This window comes from Streptomyces sp. NPDC097129 (assembly GCF_055668065.1).
The window spans coordinates 211,759-224,877 of the sequence record NZ_JBVOQE010000013.1 but is presented as its reverse complement, the minus strand read 5'-3'; the positions used below and the strand labels follow the sequence as shown (position 1 = coordinate 224,877).

Below are 13,119 nucleotides of genomic sequence, written 5' to 3'. Positions count from 1 at the left end.
AGGGCGTGGGGATCCAGGCGCGTGAGGGTGCAGTTCGCCGCCCGCTGGGTAGGCTCCGTCGACATGGAGCATGAGGTGTTCGTTCCGGTCCCCGCCGAGCGGCTTCGGGCGGCTCTGGCCGACCCCGCGCGGATCGCCCGGGCGCTGCCCGGACTCCAGCGGGACGCCGGCGCGGAAGACGGCACGGACATCGCCGGGCGGCTGAAGCTGCGGGTCGGCGGCCACTCCGTCACCTACCGCGGCACCCTGCGGGTCAGCGGACGCGAGGACGGTTCCTGCGCGGTCGAGGGCGACGCGGGCGAGGCGCGCGGCACCGGCACGGTGAAGCTGACGCTGACCGTGCGGGCGGCGGACGCCGAGGGCGGCGCCACGCTCACCTTCGAGGGCGGCGCGACGGCCGACGGCCGCATCACGGAGTTCCCTGCCCAGGAGGTCGAGGCGGCCGTCACCCGGCTCCTGACCCGCTTCGCGGAACAGCTCGGGCAGGAGGGGACGAAAACGCGGCCGGCCCCTGAAGCGACGGCAACAGCACCCGAGACCGCCGCGCCCGAGACGCCGGAGTCGCCGGAGCAGCTGTCCGCCGGGGGTTTCGAGCCGGCCGCGACCAGTGACTTCGAGACGGCGCCGGACGCCGACGACGCGCCGGCGCCGTCCGACTTCGACGCCGACGTACCCCCGCCGTCCCTGGACCCGCGCGCCGAAGAGGACGCCGAGCCGCCCGCCGGGCCCCCGGCGGACCGTGCCGAGCCGCAGCCCGACGCCCCGGCGGAGGCGGACTACACCGACCTCGACCGGCCGGCCGCCGAGGCGGCCCACGCCCGGCGCACGATGATCGGCCGCAGCGCCGAGGAGGTCGACCACGCGCCGCCCCGCGGTCGCTACGCGCCCGTCCCCGCCCCGCAGACGTCCTCCGCCACCTCCACCCTGCGCTGGATGGCCCCGGCCGCGGTGGCCGTGGTCGCGTCCGCGATCGTGGTCGGCCGCGCCCTGCGCCGCCGCCACTGACCTCGCCGGCCCCCGCCGGCCCCCGCCGGGCGCCGCTGGGCCCCGCCGGACCCCGCCGGGCGCCGCTGGGCCCCGCCGGACCCCGCCGGGCGCCGCTGGGCCCCGACGGGCCACCCGAGCGGCGTCACCCCCGATCCGTGCCAGCCGGCCCCATCGGCCCCATCGCCCCCATCGCCCTGCATCGCAGCATCGCCGGCATCACCCCCCTCGCACGCGCAGCGCACGCATCGCATGGCATCGCCCCCGCTCCCGTCGCCCCCGCGCCCCCGCCCCCAGTACTGTCGTCCCGTGAGTAACGAAGACATCACGTTGAGCGCCGGGGACGCGCAGGTCGTCGTGCGGCCCGCCGGCGGTGGGCGGATCGGGTCGGTGCGGGTCGGCGGAGTCGAGCTGCTGCGGCAGGGGGACCGGTACGGGTGCTTCCCGATGGTGCCCTGGTGCGGGCGTATCCGGGACGGACGGTTCCGGGACGGCGCCACCGTGCACCAGATGCCGCTGAACTCCCCGCCGCACGCCATCCACGGCACCGCCCGCGACGCCGCCTGGCGGACCGCCCGCGCCACGGCCGACGAAGCCGTCCTGACGTACGACCTGGTCGAGCCCTGGCCCTACCCCGGCCGGGTCACGCAGGTCGTGGCCCTCACCCCGGACTCCCTCACGCTCACCATGTCGATCGAGACGTACGACTCGTCGTTCCCGGCGCAGATCGGCTGGCACCCCTGGTTCCACCGGAACCTGGGCGGCCAGGACGCCACGCTGGACTTCTCGCCCGCCTGGCAGGAGGAGCGCGGCGACGACCACCTGCCCACCGGCAACCGGATCGAGCCGAAGCCCGGCCCCTGGGACGACTGCTTCGGCATGCCCGGCGGCGTCGACGTCACCCTCACCTGGCCCGGGCAGCTGGAGCTGAAGGTGGCCAGCCGGGAGGAGTGGGTGGTCGTCTACGACGAGCAGCAGGAGGCCGTCTGCGTGGAGCCGCAGACCGGGCCGCCCAACGGGCTGAACACCGCCCCGCGCCTGGTCACTCCCCTGGAGCCGCTGGAGGCCGCGACCACCTGGAGCTGGCGGCGCCTTTGAGCGCATTTAAGCTGGTCGGCATGACGGACGTTCGCGCGGCGCTGCTGCAGCAGATCAAGGACAAGGCCGTGGTGCACGGCAAGGTGACCCTCTCCTCGGGTCTGGAGGCCGACTACTACATCGACCTGCGCCGCATCACGCTCGACGGCGAGGCGGCGCCGCTGGTCGGCCAGGTGCTGCTGGACCTGACCGCCGAGCTGGAGTTCGATGCGGTCGGCGGCCTGACCATGGGCGCCGACCCGGTCGCCGCCGCCATGCTGCACGCGGCCGCCGCGCGCGGGAAGAAGCTGGACGCGTTCGTCGTCCGCAAGGCCGCCAAGGCGCACGGCCTGCAGCGCCGCGTCGAGGGCCCGGACATCGCGGGCCGCCGCGTGCTCGTCGTCGAGGACACCTCCACCACCGGCGGCTCCCCGCTCACCGCCGTCGAGGCCGTGCGCGAGGCCGGCGCCGAGGTCGTCGCCGTCGCGACGATCGTCGACCGGGCGACCGGCGCCGCGGAGAAGATCCAGGACGGCGCGGGCGTGCCGTACCTGTACGCCTACGGCAAGGACGAGCTGGGCCTGGACTGACCGGTCCCCGGACCGACCGGTCCCCGGACCGACCGGCCCCTGGACCGTGCCTGGACCTTCCGGGCGAGTCTGGGAAGATGGGGCCGACGATGACGTCGCCCCCATGGTCTAGGTCAGGGCCGTAACGCACCACACGCCCACCCGCACATACAAGGAGCGGACAGATGCCCATCGCAACCCCCGAGATCTACAACGAGATGCTCGACCGGGCGAAGGCAGGCAAGTTCGCCTACCCGGCCATCAACGTCACCTCTTCCCAGACCCTGCACGCGGCCCTGCGCGGCTTCGCGGAGGCGGAGAGCGACGGCATCGTCCAGATCTCCACGGGTGGTGCCGAGTTCCTGGGCGGCCAGCACAACAAGGACATGGTCACCGGCGCGGTCGCCCTGGCCGAGTTCGCGCACATCGTCGCCGAGAAGTACGACGTCAACATCGCCCTGCACACCGACCACTGCCCGAAGGACAAGCTCGACGGGTACGTACGTCCGCTGCTGGCGCTGTCGAAGAAGCGTGTCGAGGCCGGTCTGAACCCGCTGTTCCAGTCGCACATGTGGGACGGCTCCGCGGAGACCCTGGCCGACAACCTGTCGATCGCGCAGGAGCTGCTGGAGCAGGCCCGCGCCGCCAAGATCGTCCTGGAGGTCGAGATCACCCCGACCGGTGGCGAGGAGGACGGCGTCTCGCACGAGATCAACGACTCCCTGTACACCACGGTGGACGACGCGATCCGTACGGCGGAGGCGCTCGGCCTCGGTGAGAAGGGCCGCTACCTGCTCGCCGCGTCCTTCGGCAACGTGCACGGCGTGTACAAGCCGGGCAACGTCGTCCTGCGTCCCGAGCTGCTGAAGGAGCTGAACGAGGGCGTCGCCGCGAAGTACGGCAAGGCCTCCCCGTTCGACTTCGTCTTCCACGGCGGCTCCGGCTCGTCCGAGGAGGAGATCCTGACCGCGCTGGAGAACGGCGTGATCAAGATGAACCTCGACACGGACACCCAGTACGCCTTCACGCGTCCGGTCGCCGCGCACATGTTCACCAACTACGACGGCGTCCTGAAGGTCGACGGCGAGGTCGGCAACAAGAAGACCTACGACCCGCGCACCTGGGGCAAGCTGGCCGAGGCGGGCATGGCCGCCCGTGTCGTCGAGGCCTGCAACAACCTGCGCTCCACCGGCACCCGCATCAAGTAAGCGGCCCGGTCGGCTCACCGAGGGCCCGGCAGCCGTACTCCGGTACGGCTGCCGGGCCCTCGGCGTGCCCCGGCCCGCGGAGGCCGCCGTAAGTGATACCCGCGCGCGCGATGTCAGGGACATGCTCTACGCTGCGCTTCACCGTGTCCCCATCCAGGACGCGTGGACCATTGGGGGGTCTTCATCATCGTGCGTAAGCGCTCTCTCTCGGCCGCGACGGCACTCGCGGTCCTCTGCAGTTCCGCGGCGCTCGTCGCGGGCACGGCCGGCTCCGCCGCGGCGGACAGCAGCTTGCTGCTGCCGCTCAAGAGCGCCGGGGACGTCGTGGTGGACGGCGTCCACCAGCGGATCTTCATCAGCGACCCGTCCGCGGGCAAGGTGGTCGCGACCAACTACTCCGGCGCCGTGCTGGCCACCGCCACCACCCTGCCGGGTGTCACCGGCCTCGCGCTCTCCGACGACGCGAGCCGCCTGTACGCCGCCGTGCCCGGCGCGGACTCCATCGTCGCCCTGGACACCCAGGCGGTCACCGAGCAGGCCCGGTACGCCACCGGCGAGGGCACCCACCCGCGCTTCCTGGCGCTCGCGGGCGGCAAGGTCTGGTTCGGCTACGGCAGCGACCTCGCCAACGGCGCGTACGGCGACGACGACGGCGACATCGGTTCGCTGGACGTCTCCGGCGCCGAGCCGGTGGTGGCCCTGGGCCAGGACAGCGAGACCGCCTACTCGGGCGCGCCGCGCCTGGTCGCCTCGCCGGCGAACCCGAACACCATCGCCGCCGCCGGCTCGTACTCCAATAACTTCGCCCTCGCCACCTACGACGTGACGACGGGCAGCGCCGTGCGCACCGCGCGCGCCGACGGCGACGCGAACGCGGCCCGCGGCATGACGAACGACCTCGCCTACACGCCGGACGGCACCCGCCTGATCACGGCCAACCCGGGCAACGCGCACTCGGTGTGGCAGGCCGCGGACCTCACCCAGGTCGCCTCCTACCCGAGCGAGGACCACGGCGCCGCCGTGGCCGTCGCCCCGGACGGCACCGTCGCGGCGGGCTCCGACGCGGCCTACGGCGACGACGTCTTCGTCTACCGCCCCGGCGAGCAGACCGCGGTGCGGCACTACGACTTCCCCGGTACCGGCTACAGCGGCAGCGGCAGCGGGGACGAGCTGGTCGACGGCGGTCTCGCCTGGGAGCCCGGCGGCAGCCGCCTCTTCGCGGTGACCCGCAACGTCCGCGGCGCCCTGCGGCTGCAGCGGATGGACGAGCCGGTCAAGTCCGCGCCCGCCGTCACCGTCAAGGCGCCGGCCACCGCCCCGCTCGACAAGGCGCTCACCGTCTCCGGCACCGTCACCGCGAGCCTGCAGCTGCCCGCTGGGACGCCGCTCACCGTGACCCGGTACGACGCCGAGGCCCCGAACGGCAAGGCGCTCGGCACCAAGCCGCTCGGCGCGAACAGCGCGTACTCCTTCACCGACACCCCGACCGCGGCCGGCACCGTCACCTACAAGGTGGCCTACGCCGGGGACGCCGAGCACGCGGCCGCCGGCGGCATCGCGCGCGTCGGCGTCGCCCACAAGGCGACCGCGATCAGCCTCGACCGCAACGGCACGCTGGTGAATTACGGCACGACGGTGACGTACACGGCCACCCTCGGCCCGACGTACAAGAACCGTGTCGTGGAGATCTGGGCCGACCCGTGGGGCTACGAGCCCAAGCGGCTGCTGAAGCGGGGCACGGTCAACGCCCAGGGCAAGCTGTCGGCGTCCATGTGGATGAGCCGCGACACCACGGTCACCGCGGTCTTCGCCGGGGACGCCCGCAACGGCTACGCGTCGGCCAAGTCCGGGGTCTACACCCGCGCCGGGGTATCGACCGCGCTGTCGCGCCACTACAAGTGGACGAAGATCGGCACCACCTGGTACCAGACCTACCACCAGAGCACCCACGCGCTGATCACCACCTGGCACAACGCCTACCCGGGCCGCTACACGCGGATCGACTTCCAGCTGTACGTGCAGGGCGCCTGGCAGACCGGCTTCTCCGAGTTCTTCGAGCTCGGCAGCGACGGCAAGATGTACCTCGACCTCGACAACGACGGCGCCGCGGGCTTCCGTGGCCGGGTGCGGTCGGTGTACGTCGACGGCTACAACGGGGACAACGTGAACGCCGGCGTCACCGGACCGTGGAAGTACCTCAACGTCACCCGGTGACAGACTGGATGCCATGTCCCTTCACGAGAACCTGCTCGGGGGTCCGCCCCCGACCCACCTGCCCGACGACCCGGAGCCGCGCGAGCTCCTCGCCAAGGGCACCCCGCCCGCCGAGGTCGCCGCGCGGTTCCCGGCGTCCTCGCTCGCCTGGGCCCAGCTGGCCGACGACGCCTTCGAGCGGGGCGCGGCCGTCGAGTCCTACGCGTACGCCCGGACCGGCTACCACCGCGGCCTCGACGCGCTGCGGCGCAGCGGCTGGAAGGGCCACGGCCCGGTGCCGTGGGAGCACGAGCCGAACCGCGGCTTCCTGCGGGCCCTGCACGGCCTCGCGCGGGCCGCGCAGGCGATCGGCGAGGAGGAGGAGTACGAGCGCTGCTCGCAGTTCCTGAAGGACTCCTCGCCGGCCGCGGCCCAGACCCTGGGCTAGAGCGTTTTCCCTGGTGGGCCCGCCCTTGACCGGGCGGGCCTTGCCGTTTCCGCAGTGATTGCGGAGGATGCGGGTGGGGACCGGGGCCCCCGTGCCGGTAACGGCAGGGGCGGACCGCTACCCGGAGTACAACAGGAGACAGCGATGTCCCACGAGGCTCACCGGTCAGACGAGCTTCAGACCCCGCATCTCGACTTCGAGGGCACCACGCCGTACGAGGACTACGTCAAGGCGGACGTGCTCACCCACCTCCAGCACACCCTCTCCGACGATCCCGGAGAGATGGTCTTCCTGGTCACGACCCAGGTGATGGAGCTGTGGTTCACGGTCATCGTCCATGAATGGGAGACCGCCGCGCGCGCCCTGCGCGAGGACCGGGTGCCGGTCGCGATCGACGCGCTGAAACGTTCCGTACGCGAGCTGGAGGCGCTGAACGCCTCCTGGAAGCCGCTCGGCGGACTCACCCCGCAGCAGTTCAACTCCTACCGGTCCGCGCTCGGCGAGGGCTCCGGTTTCCAGTCCGCGATGTACCGGCGGCTGGAGTTCCTGCTCGGCGAGAAGTCCGCGTCCATGCTGGTGCCGCACCGCGGCGCGCCCCGCGTCCACGCGGAACTGGAGAAGGCGCTGCACGAGCCGTCGCTGTACGACGAGGTGGTAGGCCTGCTCGCGCGGCGCGGGTACGCGATTCCGGCGTCGGTGCTCGGGCGGGACATGACCCGGCGCTACGAGCCCTCCGATGCCGTGGAGGCCGCGTGGGCGGAGATCTACTCCGGCGACCACAACGGTGAACTCGCCCGGCTGGGCGAGGCGTTGACGGATGTCGCCGAGCTGGTGTGGCGCTGGCGCAACGACCATCTGACGGCCACGCGCCGCGCGATGGGCGCCAAGCAGGGCACCGGTGGTTCGGCCGGGGTGGCGTGGCTGGAGAAGCGCGCGCAGAAGAACGTCTTCCCGGAGCTGTGGACGGCGAGGTCCCATGTCTGAACTGGCTGAGCGGGCGCGGAAGCTGGACTCCGCGGACGGTCTCGCGGAGGTGCGCGGCCGGTTCGTGCTCGATGACGTCGTGTACCTGGACGGCAACTCGCTCGGCGCGCTGCCCGCGCACGTTCCCGGCCGGGTGGAGGACGTCGTGCGCCGCCAGTGGGGCGAGCTGCGCATCCGCTCCTGGGACGAGAGCGGCTGGTGGACGGCGCCCGAGCGGATCGGCGACCGGATCGCGCCGCTGGTCGGCGCGGCGCCGGGGCAGATCGTCGTGGGCGACTCGACCAGCGTGAACGTGTTCAAGGCGCTGGTCGGCGCGGTGCGGCTGGCCGGGGACGGGCGGGACGAGATCCTCGTCGACGCCTCGACGTTCCCCACGGACGGCTACATCGCCGAGTCGGCGGCCCGGCTCACCGGCCGCACCCTGCGGGCGGTGACGCCGGCCGAGGTGCCGGGCGCGCTGTCGCAGCGCACGGCGGCGGTGCTGCTGAACCACGTCGACTACCGCACCGGGCGCCTGCACGACCTGCCGGCGCTGACGGCCGCGGTGCACGCCGTGGGCGCGGTCGCGGTGTGGGACCTGTGCCACAGCGCGGGGGCGCTGCCGGTGGGGCTGGACGAGCACGGCGTGGACCTGGCGGTCGGCTGCACGTACAAGTACCTCAACGGGGGCCCGGGTTCGCCGGCGTATCTGTACGTGCGCCGTTCGCTTCAGGACCGCTTCGACTCGCCGCTGCCGGGGTGGAACTCCCACGCCGAGCCGTTCGGCATGCGTCCTGAGTACGCGCCGGCGGCGGGCGCGCTGCGGGGGCGTGTGGGTACCCCGGACATCCTGTCGATGCTGGCGCTGGAGGCGGCGCTGGACGTGTGGGACGGGGTGACCATCGAGGCCGTGCGTGAGAAGTCGCTCGCGCTGACGGATTTCTTCCTCGAGTGCGTTCAGGAGTACGTCGGTCAGGGCCGGGTCGAGTCCGTGACGCCCGTGGCGCACTCGGAGCGCGGCAGCCAGGTCGCGCTGCGGTGCGCGGATGCCGGTGACGTCATGAAGCGGCTGATCGAGCGGGGGGTGGTGGGCGACTACCGGGCCCCTGACGTTCTGCGCTTCGGCTTCACGCCGCTGTATGTGGGGTTCGGGGATGTGGAGCGGGCGGCTCGGGTGCTGGGCGCTGCGCTGGGCTGACCTCCGGCTTTTCGGCTGCGGGCGTGTGGGGGGCTGGTGCAGCACCTGCGGTGCGCGGGGCCGGGGTGGGGGGTGTGCGTCCTCGGTCCGGCCGCCCGTTTCCGACGCGGGCGCCCTGTGCCGGTGCCGGCCGCTGCGGGCGGACACCCCCCACCCCGGCCCCTTCCCGCCGCGCGCGACTGCGGCCACGTCGTGGCGCGCGCGGCGGGGCCCCTCAGTGCCGGGCTACGACGTGTAGTAACCGGCCACGTCGGCCAGGAGATCGACGGTGCCGTTGTGGTTGTACAGCGTCACCTTGCCGTCCTTGACGGGTACGACGACCTGGTTCGCGACGGTCTGGCCCTTGGCCACGTTGAGGTTGGACGTGGCCGGGCGTGGCGTCCCGTACGGGTAGACCGAGACGTAGCCGATGCTGGTCGGGTTGGTCGCCGTCACGTTCATGGTGATCGCCGTGACGCCGGTCGCGGGTACGCCGCCGCGGCCCGTGACCTGCAAGGTCACCGTCTGCCCCGAGCCGATCTTCGCCTTGGGTGCGCCGAGTCCGCTGCGGGTGTCCAGGAGGCGGGCCGGGGCCAGCGCGCGGAAGCCGTCACCCGCGCCGGCCGTGAAGTACCCGGCGACATCCGCGAGGAGGTTCACGCTGCCGGCGTGGTTGTAGAGCGTGACCTTGCCGTCCTTGACCGGCACGGTGACCAGGTTCGCCACCGTCTGCCCGGCGACCATGTTCAGGTTGGACGCGGCCGAGCGGGCCGTGCCGTACGGGTGGACGGACACGTAGGTGGAGGCGGTCGGGTTGGTGGCCGTCACGTTCATGGTGACCGCGGTGACGCCGGTCGCGGGTACGCCGCCGCGGCCCGTGACCTGCAAGGTCACCGTCCTCGCCGAGCCGATCTTCGCCTTGGGTGCGCCGAGTCCGCTGCGGGTGTCCAGGAGGCGGGCCGGGGCCAGCGAGCGGAAGCCGTCGCCCTCACCGCTCAGCGTGTAGTACCCCGCGACGTCCGCGAGGAGGTTCACGCTGCCGGCGTGGTTGTAGAGCGTGACCTTGCCGTCCTTCACCGGCACGGTGACCAGGTTCGGCACTGTTCGGCCCGCCGCCGCGTTGAGGCTGGACGCGGCCGAGCGGGCCGTGCCGTACGGGTAGACGGACACGTAGGTCGAGGCGGTCGGGTCGGTCGCGGTCACGTTCATGGTGACCGCGGTGACGCCCGTCGCCGGTACCCCGCCACGGCCCGTGACCTGAAGCGTCACGGTGCCGGCGGAGCCGATCTTCGCCTTGGGCGCGCCCAGGCCGCTGCGGGTGTCGAGAATGCGGGCCGGGGCCACCGGTTCGTACGTTCCGAGCCGCCCGTGCGTCAGGAACACCTCGCCGGTGCGTCGCAGCTCCGGGCCGGTGCCGTCCGCGGGCCGTGCCGTCAGCTCGTAGGTGTGGCGGCCGTCGGCGAGCGCGGCGCCGTTGTCGTCCTTGCCGTCCCAGACGGCCTTCACCAGTCCGCGCGCCTCACCGCCGCTCAGGGTCCGTACGGCCTTGCCGGTGCGGTCCTTGACCGTCAGAGTCCAGGACGCGGACGGCTTGGACAGCCACCAGCGCCCGGTCCAGGAGGCGGTGGCGGCGTCGAGGTCGAGGGTCTCGGGAGTGTCGGCGTCGAGGGCGGAGAGGTCGGAGGTGGGGGCGCCGCTGCGGACCACGTGGACGCGGTCCTGGTCGTCGGCGTAGGCGAGGGGGCCGCCGAAGCGGTCCACGCTGAAGTTGGTGCCGCCCTTGGAGGGATTGCCGATCACCCGTGTCGTCCCGGTGCCGCGCAGCGGGGTGACGGACAGGACGCCGTCCTGCTGGTGGGCGAGGTAGCCGTCACCGAGCAGGGCGGTGCGGTGAGAGGGGATGGCGAAGTTCTCGCCGGAGGCCACGTCCCGGACGCCCGCCTTGGAGTCGCACTTCCAGTAGAGGAGGGAGCCGTTCACCTGGAGATCGGTCAGGTCGCAGTCCGCGACCTTGAGCGATTGGCGGGGGGCGCCGGAGCGGACGTCGACGGCGATGACCGCGCCGGGGGTGCCGGCCGTCTCCCACAGGGTGTCCCCTGCGAGGGCGATCTGCGGGTCGGACGGGTCCGGGTGCGGCTGGTTCAGTACCACCTGGTGGGTGTCCAGATCGCGGACTTCTGCCCGCTGGCCCGCCAGCCGGTATGCGATGTAGCGGCCGGAAGCCCGCACCGTGTGGTCGGCCGGGTCGACCTCCGCGACGCTCGTGCCGGGCAGGCCCTGCCCCGCTTCGAGCACGTGGATCGGTCCGTGAAGATCTGATCGCAGGAGGACCGAGCGGCCGTCACCGGTGGGAACGATCGACGTGCAGTCGAAGCTGCCGCAGAGGTAGTTGCCGAGTTCCTTCCCGGTCCCGGCCGTCGGGTCACCTGCCGTGGCCAGCTCGGTCGAGGTGAGAAGCCCCCTGTTGCCGGGCCCCGTCCCGTACGTCTGGAGAACACCCTGGGCCAGTGTCGTCTTCTCCAGGCGGGTACGGGTGGGCGGGATGTCGGTGACCTTCGTGACGACCGGCGGTCCGCCGTCCTGGCTCGCTTGTATCGCGTGGACGGTGCGTTCGATGCCTTCGGCGCGGACCGCGAGCACTCGCCCGTCCGGTGAGACAGGGGTGTCGGTGACGACCCGGTCGAGCACCGGCACGTCCGGCCCGCCCGCGAGTGGGCGGGCCACGAGGCGGTCGCCACCGCCCTCGGTGGTGACCCGGGCCAGAGCATGGTCGCCGACGAGCGTCACGGGGATGCCCCCGGTCCAGGCCATCTCATGGGCCGGTGCGGAGAAGTCGCCGGTCATGTCCCATATCCGCATACGGTGCTCGTCCGGATAGCGGCGGAACAGATACCTGCCCGACAGGATCGTGATGTCCGACGTGCCGTACGTCCCCAGATCCACCGGCCGGGTGGTGAAAGAGCGGTCGACCCAGTCGAGGTGGGCGACACCGCTGACGGTGTACTTGAGGAAAAAGCCGTACCGGGTGGGCACCTTCAAGTAGGGCATGAAGACGTTGGTCGCGCCCTGCGGCAAAGTCAGCGTCTTGTCGGTGACCCCGTCCTGCTCGCGTGTCAGGAGATGCCAGCGGGCCGGGTTGTTCCGTTCCACGGCGACGACCGACGCGCCCACGATGGCCTCGAACGCGTACTCTCGCGGGATGCCGATGAACTGCGTGGTGCCGTGCGTGGGGTCGTCCAGCCTGACCCCGCCGTCCGTGCTCCAGGCGATCACGTCCGAGCTGGTGGCGAAGGGAACCTCCGAGGTCGAGCCGAGCGGGGTACGCGTCCCGTCGGCGTAGGAGATCCAGGTGTACCCGTCGCCGGCGTGCCGCAGGAAACCGGTCAGGCCCGCGATGGGCAGTCCGGCGTACGGATCCGCCCTGTACTCGGCCGGGATGACCACCTCGGCCGGCGTCTCGGCGGCCTCCGCCGCCCCGGCCAGCGGTATGACGTTGATGAGAGCCGCCACGGTCACGGCGGCAGCCGCCGCGGCACGGCCACGGCGGCGCTTGAGAATACTGCGCAAGATGAGGGCCCCTCCCCAGGACCGGAAGCCGGAGCCGGGCTCCCCTCCCGGCTCACGAGCCCCGACAGTAACCCGTCGCCTTTACCTGCGTACACCCTGTCCTTTGCTCGCGGACACCCGGACCTTTACCGGCGCCCGGACCGGGGTCACCCGGCGTACACCCCGGCTTTCGCGGCCTCGTACGCCGCTCGGGCCGCCCGATCGGCCGCGGGGGGATCGGGGGCGATTCCGGTCGTCAGCAGCTCGTAGTAGAGGGGTGCCGAGACCGCTCGGACGACCGCCCCCGCGTCCGTGCCGCGCGGCAACTCGCCCCGTCCCACGCCCTGTTCCACGCATGGCGCCCACTCGGCCACCCGCACCTCGTAGAACCGGCGCAGTGCCTCAGCTGTGCGTGTGTCGCAGGCCGCCGCCGCGATCACCGCCCGGAAGAGGGCGCCCTGACGGGGGTCGGCCAGGGTGCGCTGTACCAGTGACGCGTTGGCCCGTAGATCGCCGAGCACCGACCCGGTCTCCTCGCGCGGCAGCGACTGTTCGGCCATGTCCGCGAGCAGGTCGGCGACCAGGCCCGTCACCGAGCCCCACCGTCGGTAGACGGTGGTCTTGCCGACCTCGGCCCGGCGCGCGACGTCCGCGAGGTCGAGCCGGTCGAAGCCGTGCTCCACGAGCACGTCCCCGGCCGCCCGCAACACGGCCGCGCGGACGCGAGCGGTACGGCCGCCGGGACGTACGGTGCCGGGTTCGGCGGACATAACGGCCTCCTTGGTGCACGGACGGATTACCCCGTCAGCGTAACGAAACAGCAGAACCGTTTAACCCTCACCGAGCGTGACATCCGCGTGTCCGCGCACGTCACCGGCCTGATACCGTCCCGGCCAACGGCCGATTTTTCCCCCTGGTCCGTCTCTTCTGGTCCGCCAAGTACGTGTCATCGCT

10 protein-coding genes are annotated in these 13,119 nt (G+C 72.4%); 8 read left to right on the top strand and 2 right to left on the bottom strand.

The window, feature by feature from the left end; translation table 11 throughout:
- The first annotated feature begins 63 nt into the window (after window positions 1–63).
- The 8 genes from AC0B9F_RS32025 (at window position 64) to kynU (ending at window position 8,640) form a co-directional block, all read left to right on the top strand.
- Window positions 64–1,005, top strand: coding sequence for an SRPBCC family protein (locus tag AC0B9F_RS32025; protein ID WP_472008509.1), 942 nt, complete (start codon window positions 64–66; stop codon window positions 1,003–1,005).
- A 288-nt stretch (window positions 1,006–1,293) separates the two neighbouring features.
- Window positions 1,294–2,082: an aldose epimerase family protein gene (locus AC0B9F_RS32020; protein ID WP_472008435.1), complete on the top strand. Its 789-nt coding sequence runs from the start codon at window positions 1,294–1,296 to the stop codon at window positions 2,080–2,082.
- A gap of 20 nt (window positions 2,083–2,102) precedes the next feature.
- Window positions 2,103–2,651, top strand: coding sequence for an orotate phosphoribosyltransferase (pyrE, locus tag AC0B9F_RS32015; protein WP_361634711.1), 549 nt, complete (start codon window positions 2,103–2,105; stop codon window positions 2,649–2,651).
- A 164-nt stretch (window positions 2,652–2,815) separates the two neighbouring features.
- Window positions 2,816–3,838 (top strand): class II fructose-bisphosphate aldolase, encoded by a 1,023-nt coding sequence (fbaA, locus tag AC0B9F_RS32010; protein ID WP_472008432.1) that lies wholly within the window; start codon window positions 2,816–2,818, stop codon window positions 3,836–3,838.
- A 189-nt stretch (window positions 3,839–4,027) separates the two neighbouring features.
- The gene (locus AC0B9F_RS32005) at window positions 4,028–6,052 is read left to right on the top strand and encodes a WD40 repeat domain-containing protein (RefSeq protein WP_472008430.1); all 2,025 of its coding nucleotides are present in this window, start codon (window positions 4,028–4,030) and stop codon (window positions 6,050–6,052) included.
- Window positions 6,053–6,065: 13 nt separating this feature from the next.
- Window positions 6,066–6,479 (top strand): DUF3151 domain-containing protein, encoded by a 414-nt coding sequence (locus AC0B9F_RS32000; protein WP_472008429.1) that lies wholly within the window; start codon window positions 6,066–6,068, stop codon window positions 6,477–6,479.
- Window positions 6,480–6,623: 144 nt separating this feature from the next.
- Window positions 6,624–7,463, top strand: a complete 840-nt coding sequence (locus AC0B9F_RS31995; protein WP_472008427.1) for a tryptophan 2,3-dioxygenase family protein — start codon at window positions 6,624–6,626, stop codon at window positions 7,461–7,463.
- Window positions 7,456–8,640, top strand: a complete 1,185-nt coding sequence (kynU, locus tag AC0B9F_RS31990; protein ID WP_472008426.1) for a kynureninase — start codon at window positions 7,456–7,458, stop codon at window positions 8,638–8,640. The genes AC0B9F_RS31995 and kynU overlap by 8 nt, the downstream gene beginning before the upstream one ends.
- Window positions 8,641–8,865: 225 nt before the next feature.
- Here kynU and AC0B9F_RS31985 read toward each other — a convergent pair whose 3' ends face one another.
- A complete protein-coding gene (locus tag AC0B9F_RS31985; protein ID WP_472008424.1) occupies window positions 8,866–12,186 on the bottom strand; it encodes a FlgD immunoglobulin-like domain containing protein in 3,321 nt (1,106 codons plus the stop codon).
- Window positions 12,187–12,332: 146 nt separating this feature from the next.
- On the bottom strand, window positions 12,333–12,935 hold the full coding sequence (locus AC0B9F_RS31980) for a TetR/AcrR family transcriptional regulator (RefSeq protein WP_472008422.1): 603 nt from the start codon (window positions 12,933–12,935) through the stop codon (window positions 12,333–12,335).
- Between the last annotated feature and the right edge of the window lie 184 nt (window positions 12,936–13,119).

What these genes read in the sequence shown, in the direction of transcription:
- AC0B9F_RS32025 (WP_472008509.1), top strand. Translation starts at nt 64, where the DNA reads ATGGAGCATGAGGTGTTCGTTCCGGTCCCCGCCGAGCGGCTTCGGGCG.
- pyrE (WP_361634711.1), top strand. Translation starts at nt 2,103, where the DNA reads ATGACGGACGTTCGCGCGGCGCTGCTGCAGCAGATCAAGGACAAGGCC.
- fbaA (WP_472008432.1), top strand. Translation starts at nt 2,816, where the DNA reads ATGCCCATCGCAACCCCCGAGATCTACAACGAGATGCTCGACCGGGCG.
- AC0B9F_RS32000 (WP_472008429.1), top strand. Translation starts at nt 6,066, where the DNA reads ATGTCCCTTCACGAGAACCTGCTCGGGGGTCCGCCCCCGACCCACCTG.
- AC0B9F_RS31995 (WP_472008427.1), top strand. Translation starts at nt 6,624, where the DNA reads ATGTCCCACGAGGCTCACCGGTCAGACGAGCTTCAGACCCCGCATCTC.
- kynU (WP_472008426.1), top strand. Translation starts at nt 7,456, where the DNA reads ATGTCTGAACTGGCTGAGCGGGCGCGGAAGCTGGACTCCGCGGACGGT.
- AC0B9F_RS31980 (WP_472008422.1), bottom strand. Translation starts at nt 12,935, where the DNA reads ATGTCCGCCGAACCCGGCACCGTACGTCCCGGCGGCCGTACCGCTCGC.